Genomic DNA, 19,994 nt, shown 5'->3' on the forward strand with positions numbered 1-19,994 from the left:
CCATCGTTCTGCCGGGATCGTCCGGCTCTTGATCAGGCGCGACTGTGCAATAGCGTTGCGGACATTTGAAGTAATTAAAAATCAGGATAAGCAAACCTTTGAGAATAAGGCGCTCCGTCGCCGCAGAAATATTGACTGACACAACGTTGACCCTGATCAGTTGCCCGCGCGCAGCCACTCTCTAATCTGCGCGCTTCATCGAACGCCAAGGACGGCTCACCGGGAGCCCGCGGCTATCCCTTCAAGGAAGAAAACCATGCGATCACTGAAGATTATTCTGCTGTCATCGGCCTTCAACGGCCTGACTCAACGCGCCTGGCTGGAACTGCGTCAGGCCGGGCACTCGCCCAGCGTCGTGGTGTTCACCGACGAGGCGTCGGTGTGCGAACAGATCGAACACAGCGGCGCCGATCTGGTGATCTGCCCGTTCCTCAAGGACCGCGTACCGCAGGCGCTGTGGAGCAATGCGCGGCGCCCGGTGGTGATCATCCACCCGGGCATCGTCGGCGATCGTGGCGCCAGCGCGCTGGACTGGGCGATCACCAACGAACTCACACGCTGGGGCGTGACCGCGCTGCAAGCGGTGGAAGAAATGGACGCCGGCCCGGTCTGGGCCACCTGCGAATTCAATCTGCCGTCGGGCTTGCGCAAGTCCGAGCTGTACAACGGGCGGGTCAGCGATGCGGCGATTCGCTGCATTCGCGAAGTGGTCGAGAAGTTCATCGACGGCTTCGTTCCGGTCGCACTGGATTACACCGACCCAAAAGTCCGGGGTCGCTTGCAGCCAAACATGAAGCAGGACGACCGCACCTTCAGCTGGCACGACTGCTCGCGGTTCATCAAACGCTGCATCGACGCCGCTGACGGCCAGCCCGGGGTCTTGGCAAGCCTGGCGGGCGGGCAGTATTACGTGTACGACGCGCACCTCGATCAGCGCACCGGGATTCCCGGCAAAATCCTCGCGGTGCATGACGACGCGGTGCTGGTGGCGACCGGCGATCACAGCCTGTGGATCGGCTCGCTGCGGCGCAAACCACTGCCCGGCGAAGAGACCTTCAAGCAACCGGCGCGGCATGTGCTGGCCGGGCAACTGGACGGCGTGCCGACCCTCGACTGGTCGATCGCCAGCGAGCCGTTCAACGACGAGGCGTATCAGCCGATCCGCTACCGCGAATCCGGGCATGTCGGGGAGCTGACGTTCGAGTTCTACAACGGTGCGATGAGCACCGAACAGTGCCAGCGCATGGTTGAAGCGCTGCGCTGGGCCAAGTCCCGTGACACCCGCGTGCTGTTGATCAAGGGCGGGCGCGGCAGCTTCTCCAACGGCGTGCACCTGAACGTGATCCAAGCGGCGCAGGATCCGGGCGCCGAAGCGTGGGCGAATATTCAGGCGATCGACGATGTTTGCGCCGAGCTGCTCAGCGCGCGGCAACTGGTGGTCAGCGGCGTGACCGGCAATGCCGGGGCTGGCGGCGTGATGCTCGCACTGGCTGCTGACATCGTGTTTGCCCGCGCGGACATCGTGCTCAATCCGCATTACAAGAGCATGGGCCTGTATGGCTCGGAATACTGGACCTACAGCCTGCCGCGCGCCGTCGGCCCGGCGATGGCCGAGCAACTGACCCAGGCCTGCCTGCCGGTCAGTGCCACGCAGGCGCTGCAACTGGGCATGGTCCAGGAAATCGGCCCGCGCTGCCCGGATGAGTTTTCCTTGTGGTTGCTGCAACGGGCCAACGCGGCGCTGATCGACCCGACCTACGCTGCCGTGCGCGAGCGCAAGTTGCGCGTGGATCAGGTGCTGATCCAGCAATGTCGGGAAAGCGAACTGCAAGAGATGCAGGAAGACATGCTCTACAACCGCAACCAGTTTGCCGAGAAGTGCAGCCACTTCGTCTACAAGCGCAAGGCCTGCGGCACGCCGGCGCGATTGGTGGAAGACTGGGCGCGGGTGCGTTCGACCGAGTTGGCCAGTTGATTTTGCGGTGACTGCCTTCCCCTCACCCTGGCCCTCTCCCAAGGGAGAGGGAACTGACCAAAGTGTCTGGCGCCCCGCATCGACCTGAAATATCTCGGTCGATTATGGATTCAACGCTGATCGCTCAAGTCGGTGTATTTCTTCAATATCCCCCAATCAGCCCCCTCTCCCAAGGGAGAGGAAACTGACCAAAGTGTCTGGCGCCCCGCATCGACCTGAAATATCTCGGTCGATTATGGATTCAACGCTGATCGTTCAAGTCGGTGTATTTCTTCAATATCCCCCAATCAGCCCCCTCTCCCAAGGGAGAGGAAACTGACCAAAGTGTCTGGCGCCCCGCATCGACCTGGAATATCTCGGCCGATTATGGATTCAACGCTGATCGCTCAAGTCGGTGTACTTCTTCGATATCCCCCAATCAGCCCCCTCTCCCAAGGGAGAGGGAACTGACCAGAGTGTCTGGCGCCCCGCATCGACCTGAAATATCTCGGCCGATTATGGATTCAACGCTGATCGTTCAAGTCGGTGTATTTCTTCAATATTCCCCAATCAGCCCCCTCTCCCAAGGGAGAGGAAACTGACCAAAGTGTCTGGCGCCCCGCATCGACCTGGAATATCTCGGTCGATTATGGATTCAACGCTGATCGCTCAAGTCGGTGTATTTCTTCAATATCCCCCAATCAGCCCCCTCTCCCAAGGGAGAGGGAACTGACCAAAGTGTCTGGCGCCCCGCATCGACCTGAAATATCTCGGTCGATTATGGATTCAACGCTGATCGTTCAAGTCGGTGTATTTCTTCAATATCCCCCAATCAGCCCCCTCTCCCAAGGGAGAGGGAACTGACCAAAGTGTCTGGCGCCCCGCATCGACCTGAAATATCTCGGTCGATTATGGATTCAACGCTGATCGTTCAAGTCGGTGTATTTCTTCAATATCCCCCAATCAGTTCCCTCTCCCTCAGGGAGAGGGTTAGGGTGAGGGGCTTTTGCCTTTACAATGCCCGCACCTCAGACACCGGCCCGCCCATGGACATCGACCTCGCCCGCACCTTTCTGGAAATCGTCCGTCACGGCAGCCTCGCGGCGGCGGCTCAGAAGTTGTTCGTCACGCAGACGGCGATCACCGCCCGGGTGCAGAAACTCGAGAGTCAGCTGGGCAGTACGCTGTTCGTGCGCAACCGCGCCGGGGCGAAACTGACTGCCAACGGCGAGGCCTTCGTGGTCTACGCCAATCAACTGGTGCAGACCTGGGAAGCCGCGCGGCGCGACCTGCCGTTGCTGGACGGCTATCACAACGTGCTGCACATCGGCGGCGAAGTCAGCCTGTGCAACCCGTTGATGCTCAGCTGGGCCGCCGAACTGCGCGATAAGATTCCCGGCCACGCCCTGCGCATGGAAATCCGCGACGGTGAAAACCTGTTGCGCCAACTCGAACTCGGCGTGCTCGATGCCGCGCTGGTCTATCAGCCGGAATACTGGCCGGGCCTGCAGGTTGAGCAGGTGCTGGAAGAAAAACTGATTCTGGTGCGTGCGCCGAACCGCCCGGATCCCTACGTCTACATCGACTGGGGGCCGGATTTTCGTCGCCAGCACGACGCCGCCCTGCCGGACAAGGCCAAAGCCGCGCTGAGTTTCAACCTCGGCCCGTTGGCCCTGCAATACATCCTCGAACATGGCGGCAGTGGCTACTTCCGTACCCGTGTGGTGCGCAGCTATCTGGAAACCGGCGCACTGGAAGCGGTCACCAAAGCCCCGGAATTCGGCTATCCAACCTATCTGGTGTATGCCCGCGAGCGCGACTCGGCGACGCTGCAACAGGCGTTCGATCTGCTGCGCCAGGTGATCGCCACCGATGACGACTGGTCGCAACGCTGGAACCCGCTGAGCTGAGTCGGCCGCTTTACACCGGAGCATGGCGCAACTGACCTCAAGGTGCGGCCTGCACAAACGGCCGGATCGGCTAATCTGCCGGGTATAACAACAATACCCACAGGTGAACGCAGTGAGGCAGACCACCGAGGCATTCCGCAGCCGCTACCGTGCGGCCATTCATCCGCTGTACAACCCGTGGTTGCACGGCGCCTTCGTGCTGCTGTTCGGCGTACTCGCGATCGGCGCTTTCTGGAGCAGCGCGCATCAGGTGCAGCCGCTGGAATGGCTGAGCGTGCCGTTGACCCTGCTGCTGTTCAACTTTGGCGTGTACATGGTCCATCGCCATCTCGGCCACCACAAAAAGACCTTCGCCAAGCTGTTCTATGCGCGGCATGCCGGCGACCATCACAGCTTTTTCACCCCCGGCCACATGACGTATGACGGCGCCCGCGACTGGCGGGTGATTCTGTTTCCAGCCTGGCTTATCGTCGTGCATACACTGGTTTTCACCCTGCCGCTGTGGTGGCTGCTCGCGCAGTTCAACGCCAATGTCGCCGGGCTGTTCGGCGGCTGCATGGTCCTGGGTTATCTGACCTACGAGGTGTTTCACGCTTGCGAGCATCTACCGCCGAATAATCCGCTGACCCGCCTGCCGTGGATCCGCCAGATGCGTCATCTGCACGAATTGCATCACCGCCGCGAGCGCATGCAGGAGCGCAATTTCAATATCGTTTTTCCGCTGATGGATTACCTGTTCGGCACCCTGTACTGGGAGCCGCAACCCGCCCCGTTGCGCTATTCGAGATCGCCCATGACCCGCATGCAGCACCAGATCGATATCGCCGGCGAACCGATCGCCGTGCTCCGCTACGCCGCCAGCGTCAACCACTGGCCCGAGTGGCACCCGTCGTCGCTGAAAATCGACGGACCGCAAGGCCCGCTGCATGCCGGCGCGCGTTTCGAAGAAGACATTCATGCCGGCGGGCGCGCCGGCCATTTGCGCTGGGAGGTCACCGAGTATCTGCCCGGTCGCCGCTGGTGCGCTCAGGCGCGGGGCGATCATGGCTTGTCGCTGTTGCTGACCTACGAGTGCGCGGCGCAAGGCGACGGCACGCGGTTCGTGCGCACTCTGGATTACCGGTTCGATGGCCTTGGCATGCGCCTGGCCAATCTGCTGCTGCTCAAGCGCCGCATCGAACGTGAATCGGCGACCTCGATGCAGGCCCTGCGCGACATGGCGCTCAGGCACCTGACGCTGACCGGGCACCTTTCATGAAGCGCCTGCTGTTACTGCTGGTGATCCTCGTCATCGCGTTTCTGCTGCTGATGCCGACCAAGGTACAGCCGGTGGCGTGGAAGCCGCCGGCGGCGCCGTCACTGAACGAAGGGGTCTACGCGGAAAACCAGCGACTCAAAGCCGCCAAACAGGTTGGCCCGAGCGACATCGACGGCCCCGAAGCACTGCTGCTGGAGGGCGATTACCTGATCACTGGCCTGCATGACGGGCGACTGATCCGCACCAGCCTCGATGGCAAGGAGCGCAAGGTGCTGAGCGACACTGGCGGCCGGCCGCTGGGCCTGGCGCGGCATCCCAACGGTTTGCTGGTGATTGCCGACGGGGTCAAAGGTCTGCTGTCGCTCGACGCCCAGGGTCAGTTGATTCCTCTGACCACCGAGGCCAATGGCCTGCCTTTCGGTTTTACCGACGACGTGGCGATCGACAAGTCCGGGCACTACGCCTATTTCAGCGATGCCAGCAGCCGCTGGGGCTACGGCCATGACGGTGAGGCGATCATTGAACATGGCGGTGACGGGCGCCTGCTGCGCTATGACTTTCAGACCGGCAAGACCAGCGTGCTGCTGGACAAACTGCAGTTTGCCAACGGCGTGACCCTCGGCCCGGATGACGCCTATGTGCTGGTCAATGAAACCGGCGCCTATCGCATCAGCCGTTACTGGCTGACGGGACCCAAGGCCGGCACCCATGATCTGTTCATCGACAACCTGCCCGGCCTGCCGGACAACCTCGCGTTCAATGGCAGCGATCGCTTCTGGGTCGCGCTGTATGCGCCGCGCAGTGCCTTGCTCGATCGGACCGCCGGGCATCCGCGGGTGCGCAAGATGATCGTGCGCGCGCTGACGGTGCTGCCGAAACCGGTGGAGAAACGCGGGTTCGTCCTGGGGCTGGATCTTGAGGGCAAGGTGATCGCCAATCTGCAGGACGCCAGCAGCGGCAATTACTCGCCGATCACCACAGCGCGCGAGTATGGGGACTGGTTGTATTTGGGGTCGCTGAAGGCTACGCACATGGCGCGGTTGCCGTTGGCGGATGCGTTGAAGTGAGCCTGCTGGTTTTATGTTAGATCAACTGACGTCATCGCGAGCAGGCTCACTCCTACAGTTGATAGCATTCCAACTGTAGGAGTGAGCCTGCTCGCGATAGCGGTCTTTCAATTGCCCGATCTGTCGAACTTGTCCGGATCTTCGTCTTCAGGAAGATCTTCGTCCGGCTCTTCGGGAAAAGTGGTGGTATGTGCCGGGCTGTTGGGCTCAGGGTGAGTGGGAACCGGGTCGAAACCGCCCTGCTCTTCACTGGGGAATCTGGGTTTGTTCATGGGGCACCTCGAAAAGAGTCGCTGAGTGAAGACTCTGTACATTCGAGGTGCCGGTCAGTGGCTGCGTTCAGTCATTTCACCATTTTGAAGCGGTGAAGCGACTGACGGTCAGGATCGAGCCTGCAACTGCGCGACGATCTTGTCTTTGACCTGCAAGCGTTTCTCTTTGAGTTTCTTCAGGGTGTCATCACTGGGTGCATCCGAGGTCGCCGTCTCGGCCTTGACTACTTCGGCGTCCGCCTGGGAATACTTGTTGATCAGTGCATCCAGAAATGGATCCTCGGTGCGTTTTTGCTGGACCTCTTCCTTCGTTAGCTTCAAGTCCTGATACAGGTCATGAGTCACCGGCATGGAACACCTCCGTCAGTTGATCGGCAACCAACGCGACCGATTGCGCTGGCAGTTATCAGAATGGCCTTGGTCGGGCCGTTCTGTCGACCACCTGTCAGACCAGCGGTTGCCGTTCGTCGCCCTGTCGGAAACGCGATCAAACCTTTTTCCGCTGCGCTCCCTCCATTGCATAACGTCAACAAAAACCTGTGTGGAGATACATCAATGGACGGATTCAACCTGCGTCATCTCGTTCTGGCTGTCGCGCTGAGCAGCGGCATGGGCAGTGCCTTCGCCGCCACTTCCAACGACTTCGTCGACAACGCTGCTGCCGGTGGCATAGCGGAGATCGAGACCAGTCGCCTCGCCCTGGAAAAAAGTCAGTCGGCCGACATCAAGGCGTTCGCCAACATGATGATCACCGACCACAGCAAGGCCAACGACGAACTGGCCAGCATTGCCAAGGCCAATGACATTGAGGTCCCGGACACCACCACCCTGGTCAAACAGGCCAAGGAAAAGATCCTCGACATGCGCGATGAATCCTTCGACGCAGCCTACGCCAACAACCAGGTCAAGGCCCACGAAGAAACCATCGAACTGTTCAAGAAAGAAGCCAACACCGTCACCGACGACAAAGTCAAAGGCGCCCCCGAACTAAAGGCCTTCGCACAGAAAATGTTGCCGGCGCTGGAAAAACACCTGACCGCGGCCAAAGAGCTGCAAGCCAAGCACCCGAGCAAGTAACCCGGGCGCTGTACAGCAAAAGGCCGCATTGATAAATGCGGCCTTTTGTCGTTTCAGCGAGATCAACCACCGTCAGTATCGATGTCGGCATCGGTTTCTTCACCGGGCTTCGGACGATCGGGCTCAGGCTCGAAACCGGGGCTGAATTCGTTGTCGTTGTCGGTGTGTTTGTTCTTTTGATCCACCACCGGATCGGCGCTTTGCACTTGCTCGGTGCCACCCGTGGGTCGCGTTGGCGGGTTCTGCCCCGGTACTTGGGGGTCTATGGCCGGGTCGTTGCGATTGATCGGTTCGGCGTCCGGTTTCTGCTGCTGTTGCGATTGCTCGTTCATAGCCACCTCGTTTTTCAATGCTGGCGCGACTCAGACCCGTCGGCCTCGTATATTCGAAGCCGCTACGGTGCCAACGTTCAAAACATCGCTGGTTTGAAGGGCGCCGACTAGAGTTACCGGGGCATTCCTTGCGCCGGATCAAAAATATCCTTGCGCACCTGAACAACTATTTTGAACGGCAAAGGTCACTGACTTCGCACCGGTCACTTTTTACAGAACCGGCCCCAATACGCTACGGAGCAACAGGCACATGGCAGCACTGCAGAACAGCACATTCGATGCGATGAAAAACAAACAACCCCAACTGCTGAGCGAATGGATCAACGGCCTGGAAGCCAGCGGCGCCACCCGCAATCTCAAGGACCATGACCTGCAACAACAGACCAGCGAATTCCTGCAACTGGTGATCAATGGCTTGCAGGATGACAACGGCACCAACATCAATGCGCCGGGTTGGGAAGCCACCCGCCAGTTCCTCGAAAAGCTCTCCCACAGCCGTGCCCAACTCGGTCAGGATTCGCAACAGACTGCCAGTTTCATCTTCGCCCTGAAGGGCCCGCTGTTTGCCCTGCTGCAAGCGCACTATAAAGAACAGCCAGCGCTGCTCGCCGAACAACTCTGGGAAATCTCCGAACTGTTCGACGCCTTCGGCATGCACACCATCCGTACCTTCCAGAAGTCCCGTGAAGCGGTGATCAAACGCCAACAGGAAGAACTGCTGGAGCTCTCCACGCCGGTGGTCAAACTGTGGGACGGCGTCCTGGCGCTGCCGATGATCGGCACCCTCGATTCGCAACGCACCCAAGTGGTGATGGAGTCCTTGCTACAACGCATCGTCGACACCGGTTCGGAAATCGCCATCATCGACATTACCGGCGTACCGACCGTCGACACTCTGGTTGCGCAGCACCTGCTGAAAACCGTGACCGCGATTCGTCTGATGGGTGCCGATTGCATCATCAGCGGCGTGCGTCCGCAAATCGCCCAGACCATCGTCCATCTGGGCCTCGACCTGCAAGGCGTGGTGACCAAGGCCAATCTGGCCGACGCACTGAAGCTCGCCCTCTCCCGCCTGGGCATCAGCCTCGGCAAAGCGGTCTGAGCCGATGGAACGTATCCCGATTCTTCAAATGGGCAAGTTCCTGCTGGTGACCATTCAGGTCGACATGCACGATCAACTCGCCCTCACGTTGCAGGACGACTTGTCCGAGCGCATCAGCAAGACTTCGGCGCGTGGTGTGCTGATCGACATCTCGGCGCTGGACATGGTCGACTCGTTCATTGGCCGGATGATCAGCACGATCTCCGGGCTGTCGAAAATCATGGACGCCGAAACCATGCTGGTCGGCATGCAACCCGCCGTGGCGATCACCCTGGTCGAACTCGGCCTGACCCTGCCGGGTGTCAGCACCGCACTGAACGTCGAGCGCGGGATGAAACTGCTGCAGGAACGAGTAAACCGGCAATGACCGTACGCAGCAGCGGTACTCAACCCATCCATATCGAGCAGGATGTCGTGCTCGCACGCCAGACCGCCCGCAAACTCGCCACCGAATGCGGGATGCGCCTGATCGACCTGACCAAAATGGTCACGGCGGTCAGCGAGCTGGCCCGCAACACCATGGTGTACGGTGGCGGCGGCGACATGGACTGGCAGATTCTCGATGAAGATCACAAGGTCGGGCTGCGCTTGACGTTCCGCGACGAAGGCCCCGGTATTGCCGATATCAAACTGGCGATGACCGACGGCTGGACCTCCGGCAGCGGCATGGGCCTGGGCCTGACCGGGGCAAAACGCCTGGTCGAGGAGTTCGAACTGGACACCGAGCCGGGCAAGGGCACGCGAATAACGATCACCCGATGGACATGAATATCGCAGGGTCGCTGACCCAGGTGCTGCTGATCGAAGACAGCAGCCAGATCGGCCATGCCCGGCGCACCGCGCAACGGCTCGCCGAGCAACACGGTTTTGATGCGACCGATGCCGGGCGGGTAGCGCTGGTCGCCACCGAACTGGCCAGCAACGTGCTCAAGCACGCCAGCCGCGGCGAAGTTCACCTGCGCCTGTTGCCGCGCCCCGGCGGATTCGGCATCGAGATGCTCGCGGTCGATCGCGCCCAGGGCTTTGACCTGGACGCCTGCCTGACCGACGGTTTTTCCACCGGCGGCACACAGGGCATCGGTCTGGGTGCCGTGGCGCGGCAGACCGAGGTCTTCGACGTGCACGCCGATGCCCGTGGCGCGGTGCTGCTGGCGCGTCTATATCCGCGCGGCGACCGCCAACCGGACTTGCGCTACGGCGTCAGCCAGCATTCGCTGCACAACGATCCGGCGTGTGGCGACACCTGGCACCTGGCGTACAACGGCGCGAATGTCAGCGCGCTGATCATCGACGGCCTCGGCCACGGTGAGGATGCCGAACGCGCGGCCAAGGCCGGCGAGCGGGTGTTCGCCGAGACTCCGTTCGCCAGTCCGGTGCTGCTGATGGAGGATATGCACCGCGACATGATCGGCAGCCGTGGCGGCGCCGCAGCGTTCGCCCAGTTCAATGCCGCCCGCGACGGCCTGACCTTTACTGGCGTGGGCAACATCGGCGCCAGCCTGATCACCGCCGACAAGTCGCGGGGCCTGGCCTCGCACCCGGGCATCGTCGGCGGTCAATACCGAAAAGCCCAGCCCTTTGACTATGCTCACGTGACCGGACATCTATTGATCATGTACAGCGACGGCTTGCAGTCCCGTTGGAATCTTCAAGACTACCCCGGCCTGGTGCACCGCCATCCGGCGGTGATAGCCAGCGTCCTGCACCGTGACTTCTGTCGCGGGCGCGACGACGTCACGGTACTGGTCGTTGCCCTGGAGGCCGCCCATGGCTGAGTCGCCAACCCTGAATGCCGCCGAACAGGCTGCGCTGATCGCCCGATTGCAGAGCGAGACCGCCGCCCTGCGCGCAGAACTCGACGAGACTAACCAGGGCGTGCTGGCGCTCTACGCCGAACTCGACACCCAGGCCGAAGAGCTGAGGCAGGCCTCGGACCTGAAAAGCCGTTTCCTGTCGTACATGAGCCATGAGTTCCGCACCCCGCTGGGTTCGATCCTCAGCATCAACAGCCTGCTCGCCGACGAACTCGACGGCCCGCTCAGCCCCGAGCAGCACAAGCAGGTGGCGTTCGTCAGCAGCGCCGCGCGTGAACTCAGTGACATGGTCGATGACTTGCTCGATCTGGCGAAGATCGAAGCCGGGCGGATCACTATTTCCCCGGCATGGTTCGACATGTTCGACCTGTTCTCCGCCCTGCGCGGGATGTTCCGGCCGATCGTCGATGCGTCGGCGGTGGACCTGATTTTCGAAGAGCCGGTCGGCCTGCCACGCCTGTACACCGACGACAAAAAACTCGGGCAGATTCTGCGCAACTTCATTTCCAACTCGCTGAAATTCACCACCCGCGGTGAAGTGCGGGTTTCGGCGCGCCTGGAAGGCTCGGACAAAGTACGTTTTGCCGTCAGCGACACCGGGATCGGTATCGCACCGGAGCTGCACGGTGCATTGTTCGAGGACTTCTCCCAGGTCGACTCGCCGCTGCAGAAACGTCTGCGCGGCACCGGCCTCGGCTTGTCCCTGTGCAAGCGCTTCGCTGCCCTGCTCGGCGGCGAGGTCGGGATGGACAGCACGCCGGGGGTCGGCTCGACCTTTTTCGTGATCATTCCGCTGGCGCTCGCCTTGGAGAACGTCGATGAAACGTGACATCCGTCTATTGATCGTCGACGACAACGCCGCCACCCGCTACGCCTTGCGCCGGCGCCTGGAGCGCCATGACTACGAGGTGCTGGAGGCCGGCACCGGCAGCGAGGGCCTGGCGCTGATCGCGAGCGAGCCACTCGATGCGCTGATCCTCGACGTCAACCTGCCGGACATGAGCGGCTTCGACATCGTGCGCATCTTGCGTGCTGATGCACGCACCGCGCTGCTGCCGGTGATCCACGTGTCTGCGGCGTCGATCCAGACCGGCGACATCATCACCGGCCTGAACGCCGGGGCCGACGCCTACCTGATTCACCCGGTAGACCCGGACGTGCTATTGGCGACCCTGCGCACTCTGCTGCGGGTACGTGATACCGAAAACGCGCTGCGCGAGAGCGAGGCCCGGTTTCGCGAGATTTTCGTCAACGTCTCGGCGCCGATTGCCGTGCTCGATGCCAACCTGAAAGTGCATGAGTGCAACCACGCCTTCACACAGATGATTCAGGACAACCGCAACCCGGAAACTCTCAGCGAGTGCTTTGACCAAGACCAGGGCGCGATCCTCAACGAGTTGCGCCTGCGGCTGGTCGATGGCGAGCGCTGGAAAGGCACGTTGAACATGCGCGTACAGGGCGAGGTCCGCGAAACCGAGTGGCAGATTTCGCCATATCGCACGCCGCAGTTGAGCCTGGTATTCGTCGAAGATGTCACCGAGCATCGCCACCGCGAGCGCTCGCACCTGGCACAGCTGGACGACACCACCACACAACTGGCAAAGGAAGTCGCCGAGCGGGTGCGCGCCGAATCGCAGTTGCTGCAAGTGCAGAAAATGGACGCACTGGGCAAGCTCACCGGGGGCATCGCCCACGACTTCAACAATCTGCTGACCGGGATCATCACCAGCCTCGAACTGATCCAGAAACGCATCGCCGATGCCAGGCCCGACAAAGTGCAGCTCTATGCTGAAGCAGCGCTGAATTCAGCGATGAGTGCGGCTTCGCTCACTCATCGTCTGCTGGCCTTCGCCCGCCAACAGCCACTGGATACCCGGCCGGTAGACATCAATGAGCAGGTGCGCTCGCTGGAAGAATTGCTGGTGCGCACCATCGGCGAACGCATCACCCTCAAACTTGAACTGACCAACAAACCGGCGATTGCCCTGGTCGACCCGGTACAGCTGGAAAGCGCGGTGCTGAATCTGGTCATCAACGCCCGGGATGCGCTGCCCCGAGGCGGCAATATCTGGGTCAACACCTATGCCGCGTATTCCCACGGCGACCCGAACATGGCCGATGGTGCGTATGTCGCGCTGTCGGTGCGCGATGACGGCACCGGTATCGAGCACAGTGTGATCGACAAGGTGTTCGACCCGTTCTTCACCACCAAACCGCTGGGCCAGGGTACTGGTCTGGGGTTGTCGACGATTTACGGTTTCGCCCGCCAGTCCGGTGGCGATGCGCACATCCGCAGCGTGGCACGGCGTGGCACCGAAGTGACCATCATGCTGCCGGCGACGAACGATCCGACCGGCGCCGACATCCCGGCGCCGAAGGTGGATCCGCAGGGTGCCGGCGAGCATGTCCTGATTGTCGAAGACATGCCGGCAGTGCGTATGTTCGTCACCGAAGTGCTGGAAGACGCGGGTTACCGCTGCACGCAGGCGGCGGATATCGAAACCGCGCTGGAGCGCTTGCAGAATGATCCGACGATCGACCTGCTGCTGAGCGACGTCGGTCTGCCGCGCATGAGCGGCCGGGAACTGGCGGACGTGGCGCGGGGCTGGCGTGAAAGCCTGCCGATCCTGTTCATGACCGGTTATGCCGAGACCGCGATCAATCGCCAGGTGTTCCTCGGCAGCGGCATGGAAATGCTGGTCAAGCCGTTCCAGATCAGCGAACTGCTGGACAAGGTCCGCCGCACGCTTGATGGCGCCTGACCCGTCGCTTTCGCGAGCAAGCCCGCTCCCACACTGGATTGGTGGTGATCACAAGCCTTTTGCACACCGCAAAACCTGTGGGAGCCGGGCTTGCCCGCGAAGGCGTCGGTATAGCCAGCATCTCGTTGCCTGACACACCGCTTTCGCGAGCAAGCTCGCTCCCACACTGGAGCTGTGTTGATCACCAGCCTTGTGCACACCGCAAAACCTGTGGGAGCCGGGCTTGCCCGCGAAAGCGTCGGTATAGCCAGCATCTCGTTGCCTGACACACCGCTTTCGCGAGCAAGCCCGCTCCCACTTTGGGGCGTGTTGATCACTAGCCTTGTGCACACCGCAAAACCTGTGGGAGCCGGGCTTGCCCGCGAAGGCGTCGGTATAGCCAGCATCTCTATTGCCTGACACACCGCTTTCGCGAGCAAGCTCGCTCCCACACTGGAGCTGTGTTGATCGCCAGCCTTGTGCACACCGCAAAACCTGTGGGAGCCGGGCTTGCCCGCGAAGGCGTCGGTATAGCCAGCATCTCGTTGCCTGACACACCGCTTTCGCGAGCAAGCTCGCTCCCACACTGGAGCTGTGTTGATCACCAGCCTTGTGCACACCGCAAAACCTGTGGGAGCCGGGCTTGCTCGCGAAAGCGTTGGTATAGCCAGCATCTCGTTGCCTGACACACCGCTTTCGCGAGCAAGCTCGCTCCCACACTGGAGCTGTGTTGATCACCAGCCTTGTGCACACCGCAAAACCTGTGGGAGCCGGGCTTGCTCGCGAAAGCGTCGGTATAACCAGCATCTCGTTGCCTGACACACCGCTTTCGCGAGCAAGCTCGCTCCCACACTGGAGCTGTATTGATCACCAGCCTTCTGCACACCGCAAAACCTGTGGGAGCCGGGCTTGCCCGCGAAGGCGTCGGTATAGCCAGCATCTCTATTGCCTGACACACCGCTTTCGCGAGCAAGCCCGCTCCCACATTGGGGCTGTGTTGATCGCCAGCCTAGTGCACACCGCAAAACCTGTGGGAGCCGGGCTTGCTCGCGAAAGCGTCGGTATAACCAGCATCTCGTTGCCTGACACTCCGCTTTCGCGAGCAAGCTCGCTCCCACACTGGAGCTGTGGTGATCACTAGCCTTGTGCACACCGCAAAACCTGTGGGAGCCGGGCTTGCTCGCGAAGGCGTCGGTATAGCCAGCATCTCTATTGCCTGATACACCGATTTCGCGAGCAAGCCCGCTCCCACATTGGGGCGTGTTGATCACTAGCCTTGTGCACACCGCAAAACCTGTGGGAGCCGGGCTTGCCCGCGATGGCGTCGGTATAGCCAGCATCTCTATTGCCTGACACACCGCTTTCGCGAGCAAGCCCGCTCCCACATTGGGGCTGTGGTGATCACCAGCCTTGTGCACACCGCAAAACCTGTGGGAGTTAGCTTGCTGGCGATGGGGCCAGTGGGATCGCCGCGGTTATTGGTTCAAGGCCCGCGCCAGAAACGGCGCCGTGCGGCTCTTCTTGCTCGCGGCAACTTTCTGCGGCGTGCCGGCGGCGACGATTTTGCCGCCCTGATCCCCGGCCCCCGGGCCGATGTCGATCACCCAGTCACTCTGTGCGACTACGCGCATTTCATGCTCGACCACGATCACCGTGTGTCCTGCCGTGACCAGCGTATTCAGTTGCTCCAACAACCGATCGACGTCCCGCGGATGCAGCCCGGTGGTCGGTTCATCCAGCACATACAGGGTCGCGCCGCGCTGATTGCGCTGCAGCTCAGTGGCCAGTTTGATCCGTTGTGCTTCACCACCGGACAACTCGGTGGCCGGTTGGCCGAGCCGCAGATAACCGAGGCCGATGTCACGCAGCACCTCCAGTGAACGACGAATCCCCGGCTGCTCGTTGAACACTTCTACCGCCTCTTCCACGGTCAGTTGCAGCACCTGCGCAATGCTCAAGCCTTGCCACTGAATCGCCAGGGTCTGCGGGTTGTAGCGCGCGCCATGACAGGTCGGGCACGGCGCATACACGCTCGGCATGAACAGCAACTCGACGCTGACAAAACCTTCACCCTCGCAGGTTGGGCAGCGGCCCTTGGCGACGTTGAAGGAAAACTGCCCGGCGTCATACCCCGCCGCCCGTGCCTCGGGCGTGGCGGCGAACAGTTTGCGCACGTTGTCGAACAGCCCGGTGTAGGTCGCCAGATTCGAACGTGGCGTGCGGCCGATGGGCTTTTGATCGACCTGCACCAGGCGTTTGATCGACTCCAGCCCCGCCGTCACCTGACCGCTGCTGGCCTGCGGCGCATCGTCTTCGAGGCTGAGCTCTTCCGGCTCGTCCTCAACCAGCGGCCGCCCGAGTTGCGCGCCGACCAGTTCGAGCAACGCCTGACTGACCAGACTCGACTTGCCCGAACCGGAAACCCCGGTGACCGAGGTGAAGCAGCCCAAGGGAAATTCAGCGCTGAGGTTGTGCAGGTTATTGCGGCTGATCCCGTCAAGTTTCAGCCAACCGCTCGGCTTGCGCGCGGTGCGGGTCTGCCGCTGGCTCTCGGCAAACAGATAGGCGCGGGTCTGCGACTCATCGATCTCGGCCAGCCCGGCCGGAGGGCCGCTGTACAACACCTGCCCACCCTTCTCGCCCGCCGCCGGACCGACGTCGATCAGCCAGTCGGCGCGGCGCATGGTTTCCAGATCGTGCTCGACCACAAACAGCGTATTGCCATCGGCCTTCAAGCGCTGCATGGCTTCGAACAGCGCCTCGCCATCGGCCGGATGCAGACCGGCGGATGGCTCGTCGAGCACGTAGATCACGCCGAACAGTTGCGAGCCCAATTGCGTCGCCAGGCGCAGGCGTTGCAGCTCGCCGGACGACAACGTCGGCGTGCTGCGCTCCAGCGCCAGATAACCGAGGCCCAGATCGGTCAGGGTGCTGACCCGCTCCAGCAAGTCCTCGGCAATCCGCTGCGCCGCCAGACGTTTTTCCAGCGACAGGTTCGGCGTGTGGCGCACGTCCGGCGCACTGGCGTGGCCGCTGGCACCGTGGGCCACGCGCTGCTGGCGCGCCTCGCGGGTTTGCGCATGGCTGAGGGTTTCGCCGCTTTCTTCGGCCTGCTGCAGATAGGTCGCCGCAGCCACGGGTTTCAATACTTCGGCCACTTGCAGCAACGGCATCTGCGACAGTTCACCGATGTCGTAACCGGCAAAGGTCACCGACAACGCTTCACGCTTCAGGCGTTTGCCGTCGCACAACGGGCACGGGCTGCCGAGCATGAATTGCGAAACGCGCTTCTTCATCAGCGCACTTTGCGAATGAGTGAAGGTGTGCAGGATGTAGCGGCGGGCACCGGTGAAGGTGCCCTGATAACTCGGTTCCATCTTGCGCTTGAGGGCGACCCGGGTTTCCTCCGGGGTCAGCCCGGCGTACACCGGCACGGTTGGGGTTTCTTCGGTGAACAGAATCCAGTCACGCTGCTTTTTCGGCAGTTTCTTCCAGGGGATGTCGACGTCGATGCCCATGGTCACGAGGATGTCGCGCAGGTTCTGCCCCTGCCACGCCAGCGGCCAGGACGCCACGGCGCGTTGGCGGATGGTCAGGTTCGGATCGGGCACCATCAGCGCCTCGGTCACCTCGTAGACCCGGCCCAGACCGTGGCACTCCGGGCACGCGCCTTGCGGGGTGTTCGGCGAGAAATCCTCGGCGTAGAGCATCGGTTGCCCCGGCGGGTAACTGCCGGCGCGGGAATAGAGCATGCGGATCAGGCTCGACAAGGTGGTCACGCTGCCGACCGACGAACGCGTGCTCGGCGTACCGCGCTGCTGTTGCAGGGCCACGGCGGGCGGCAGGCCTTCGATGGAGTCGACATCCGGCACCCCGACCTGATCGATCAGTCGCCGCGCATACGGCGCCACAGATTCGAAATAACGCCGCTGGGCTTCGGCGTACAACGTTGAAAACGCCAACGACGACTTGCCCGAACCGGAGACGCCGGTGAACACCACCAGCGCGTCGCGAGGGATATCGACGTCGACATTCTTCAGATTGTGTTCGCGGGCGCCACGCACCCGAACCATGCCGGCGGGTGCTTTGGAGGTGCGTTTGGAAGTCATGGGCTGTCCCTGCAGAAAAATTAGGAGCGAAGTTGAACCCTGTGGTGAGGGGATTTATCCCCGATCGGCGGCGCAGCCGGCGCAGTCACTGCAAATTCCATATAGCTGGAAAAATGCTGGGGAGTGCTGGGGAGTGCTGCGCACTCCATCGGGGATGAATCCCCTCGCCACAGGGAATCGGGAATTCGCCAGTTAGGCACTGAGCACCGAGCGAATCATCTGCAACAACGCCTCCGGGCCATACGGTTTGCCGAGCAAGTGCGTGTCCGGGCTCAACTGGTGGTTGCGCGAAATGATGTCGCGGGTGTGGCCGGAGGTGAACAGCACCGCCACCGGTGGTGTCTGCACCTTGGCCCACGCCGCCAGATCGGAGCTTTTGATCAGCCCCGGCATCACCACGTCGGTGAAAATCAGATCCACATCGATCCCTTCCAGCAGCATCTGCATCGCCACGTCGCCATTGCCCGCGGTCAGCACGCGGTAGCCTTCCTCGCGCAGCAACTCCACGGCCGAAGCACGCACTGCGTCGTTATCCTCGACCACCAGAATGGTCTCGTGGCCGCCGCCCTGCTGCGGGTCGACGCTCGGCGTCTCATCGAGAACCGGACGCAGGCTGCGCGGAAAGTACAGTTGCACCCGCGTGCCTTCGCCCACGGTGCTGTCGATCTCGACGTGGCCACCACTCTGTTTGACGAAGCCGAACACCATGCTCAGACCGAGCCCGGTGCCCTGGCCGTCGGCCTTGGTGGTGAAGAATGGCTCAAACACTTGCTCGAGCATTTGCGGCGCAATGCCGACGCCGGTATCGCTGACCACCACCCGCACGAAATCGCCGGCGACGATGCCTTTGCCCGCGCAAAAAGTGCTGTCCAGCCGAGTATTAATGGCACTGAGAACAATCGTGCCCTCGCCTTTCATCGCGTCCCGGGCGTTGATCGCCAGATTGAGAATGGCGTTTTCCAGTTGATTGCGGTCGACGTTGATGTGCCACGGGTCCTGCGGCAATTGCACGTCGATCTGAATGGTTTCGCCCAATGCGCGCTGCAGCAATTCACCGACGCCGTCGAAGATCTGCCGCGGATCGCACACCGCCGGCGACAACGGTTGGCGCCGGGCAAAGGCGAGCAGTTGCGACGACAGCTTGGCCCCACGCTCGACCGCTGCCAGCGAGGCGCTGACCCGGCGTTGCACGTTGGCATTGTCCGGCTCATGCCGCGCCAGCAAATGCAGGTTGCCGGCAATTACCTGCAGCAGGTTGTTGAAGTCGTGGGCCACGCCACCGGTCAGTCCGCCGATGGCTTCAAGCTTCTGCGACTGACGCAATTGCTCTTCCGCCGCCAGCCGGGCATCCACTTCACTGGCCACCCGCTGCTCCAGGTTGCGCGTGAATTTGAGCAGGGATTCTTCGGCGATCTTGCGTTCATGGATGTCGATCAACACCCCGGGGAAACGGAGCGGCGCGCCTTGCTCGTCAAACTCGCATGCGCCACTGGCAAGCACCCACATATAGCTGCCGTCGGCCCGCAACACGCGGTATTCGGCGTTGTACGGCTCACCGGTCTGCAGCGAATGACTGACCCGATCATGCACCCACGCCAGGTCGTCCGGGTGGATCCGCGACTCATTGACGGATTGCGGCAGGTTGCTCAGGTCCTGATCCGGCGGATAGCAAAAGGTCCGGGCGAAACGCTCGTCGGCCGACAGCACATTGTTCTTCACGTCCCAGACGAACGAGCCAAGCAAGGCCCCGGCATTCAGCGCCAGACGCACCCGTTCGTTGTCGGCCCGATAAGCGTCTTCTGCCGCCTGACGCAGTCGCTCGGAGCGCACCAACTCGGTGGTCTCGACCACCATCGCCATCACTCCTGAAGGCACGCCGTCATCGTTGGCCACCGGGCTGTAATACAGATCCATCCAGACATCTTCGGGCACGCCATCGCGCAACAGCACCAGTTCCTTGTTGCGGTAGGACAAGGTGCCGCCCGCCAGACAGGTGTCGACCACATGCCGGTTGAACTCGGCGACTTCCGGCCAGCCCAGCTCCACCGGCACCCCCAACAAATAGGGGTGGCGGCCACCGGCAAACTGCGAGTAGGCGTCGTTGTAGATCATGTAGCCGGCATGGCCCCAGAGCATGACCATCGGCAAGGGCGAGGCCAGCATCAATTGCACGGTGCTGCACAAACTGGCAGGCCAGGTGTCGAGCGGGCCGAGTTCGGTGAGGCGCCAGTCGAACGCGCAAATGCGTTCGGCCATCTCGCCTTTCCAGCCGTCACAACCGTGGCTATCGGATAAAAACTGCATCGATTGACTCGGTGTCCTGTGGTGTTTGCCCGATACATCGCGACGGCAGAACGC

16 protein-coding genes are annotated in these 19,994 nt (G+C 61.8%); 11 read left to right on the forward strand and 5 right to left on the reverse strand.

Features of this window, described 5'->3' with window-relative positions; translation table 11 throughout:
• Positions 1–256: 256 nt before the first annotated feature.
• From ACOYXI_RS06775 to ACOYXI_RS06790, 4 genes are all read left to right on the forward strand, one after another.
• Positions 257–1,975 carry a hydrogenase maturation protein gene (locus ACOYXI_RS06775; RefSeq protein ID WP_134786540.1) on the forward strand — a complete coding sequence of 573 codons (1,719 nt, stop codon included), beginning with the start codon at positions 257–259 and terminating at the stop codon, positions 1,973–1,975.
• Between the two features lie 1,025 nt (positions 1,976–3,000).
• Entirely contained in the window at positions 3,001–3,864 is an 864-nt protein-coding gene (locus ACOYXI_RS06780; RefSeq protein ID WP_027613689.1) for a LysR family transcriptional regulator, read from the forward strand.
• 112 nt (positions 3,865–3,976) lie between these two features.
• Positions 3,977–5,122: a sterol desaturase/SRPBCC family protein gene (locus ACOYXI_RS06785; RefSeq protein ID WP_210557349.1), complete on the forward strand. Its 1,146-nt coding sequence runs from the start codon at positions 3,977–3,979 to the stop codon at positions 5,120–5,122.
• Positions 5,119–6,189, forward strand: a complete 1,071-nt coding sequence (locus ACOYXI_RS06790) for an SMP-30/gluconolactonase/LRE family protein (RefSeq protein WP_461674590.1) — start codon at positions 5,119–5,121, stop codon at positions 6,187–6,189. The genes ACOYXI_RS06785 and ACOYXI_RS06790 overlap by 4 nt, the downstream gene beginning before the upstream one ends.
• Positions 6,190–6,296: 107 nt before the next feature.
• Here ACOYXI_RS06790 and ACOYXI_RS06795 read toward each other — a convergent pair whose 3' ends face one another.
• Positions 6,297–6,461, reverse strand: coding sequence for a hypothetical protein (locus ACOYXI_RS06795; protein ID WP_167734148.1), 165 nt, complete (start codon positions 6,459–6,461; stop codon positions 6,297–6,299).
• Between the two features lie 108 nt (positions 6,462–6,569).
• Positions 6,570–6,812, reverse strand: coding sequence for a DUF465 domain-containing protein (locus ACOYXI_RS06800; RefSeq protein ID WP_027613686.1), 243 nt, complete (start codon positions 6,810–6,812; stop codon positions 6,570–6,572).
• A 204-nt stretch (positions 6,813–7,016) separates the two neighbouring features.
• Between ACOYXI_RS06800 and ACOYXI_RS06805 the strand changes: the two genes are divergently transcribed.
• A complete protein-coding gene (locus tag ACOYXI_RS06805; protein WP_097087254.1) occupies positions 7,017–7,538 on the forward strand; it encodes a DUF4142 domain-containing protein in 522 nt (173 codons plus the stop codon).
• Between the two features lie 62 nt (positions 7,539–7,600).
• Here the strand turns inward: ACOYXI_RS06805 and ACOYXI_RS06810 are convergent, their stop codons facing one another.
• The gene (locus ACOYXI_RS06810) at positions 7,601–7,870 is read right to left on the reverse strand and encodes a hypothetical protein (RefSeq protein WP_414888272.1); all 270 of its coding nucleotides are present in this window, start codon (positions 7,868–7,870) and stop codon (positions 7,601–7,603) included.
• Positions 7,871–8,120: 250 nt separating this feature from the next.
• Here ACOYXI_RS06810 and ACOYXI_RS06815 point away from each other — a divergent pair, with 250 nt between their 5' ends.
• Genes ACOYXI_RS06815 through ACOYXI_RS06840 form a run of 6 tightly spaced genes read left to right on the forward strand, consistent with a single transcriptional unit; the run spans position 8,121 to position 13,548 of the window.
• A complete protein-coding gene (locus ACOYXI_RS06815; protein ID WP_096796830.1) occupies positions 8,121–8,972 on the forward strand; it encodes an STAS domain-containing protein in 852 nt (283 codons plus the stop codon).
• 4 nt (positions 8,973–8,976) lie between these two features.
• Positions 8,977–9,339: an STAS domain-containing protein gene (locus ACOYXI_RS06820; RefSeq protein ID WP_027613682.1), complete on the forward strand. Its 363-nt coding sequence runs from the start codon at positions 8,977–8,979 to the stop codon at positions 9,337–9,339.
• Positions 9,336–9,740: an anti-sigma regulatory factor gene (locus ACOYXI_RS06825; RefSeq protein WP_003225570.1), complete on the forward strand. Its 405-nt coding sequence runs from the start codon at positions 9,336–9,338 to the stop codon at positions 9,738–9,740. Before ACOYXI_RS06820 ends, ACOYXI_RS06825 begins: the two co-directional genes overlap by 4 nt.
• Positions 9,737–10,747 carry an ATP-binding protein gene (locus tag ACOYXI_RS06830; RefSeq protein WP_135296934.1) on the forward strand — a complete coding sequence of 337 codons (1,011 nt, stop codon included), beginning with the start codon at positions 9,737–9,739 and terminating at the stop codon, positions 10,745–10,747. Before ACOYXI_RS06825 ends, ACOYXI_RS06830 begins: the two co-directional genes overlap by 4 nt.
• Positions 10,740–11,615, forward strand: coding sequence for a sensor histidine kinase (locus ACOYXI_RS06835; protein WP_027613679.1), 876 nt, complete (start codon positions 10,740–10,742; stop codon positions 11,613–11,615). The genes ACOYXI_RS06830 and ACOYXI_RS06835 overlap by 8 nt, the downstream gene beginning before the upstream one ends.
• Positions 11,605–13,548: a response regulator gene (locus tag ACOYXI_RS06840; protein WP_135295934.1), complete on the forward strand. Its 1,944-nt coding sequence runs from the start codon at positions 11,605–11,607 to the stop codon at positions 13,546–13,548. The genes ACOYXI_RS06835 and ACOYXI_RS06840 overlap by 11 nt, the downstream gene beginning before the upstream one ends.
• Positions 13,549–15,002: 1,454 nt before the next feature.
• Here ACOYXI_RS06840 and ACOYXI_RS06845 read toward each other — a convergent pair.
• Positions 15,003–17,636, reverse strand: coding sequence for an excinuclease ABC subunit UvrA (locus ACOYXI_RS06845; protein ID WP_461674591.1), 2,634 nt, complete (start codon positions 17,634–17,636; stop codon positions 15,003–15,005).
• Positions 17,637–17,828: 192 nt separating this feature from the next.
• Positions 17,829–19,940 (reverse strand): hybrid sensor histidine kinase/response regulator, encoded by a 2,112-nt coding sequence (locus tag ACOYXI_RS06850; RefSeq protein ID WP_461674592.1) that lies wholly within the window; start codon positions 19,938–19,940, stop codon positions 17,829–17,831.
• Positions 19,941–19,994 lie beyond the last annotated feature (54 nt).

This window comes from Pseudomonas sp. G3-19, from assembly GCF_054855875.1.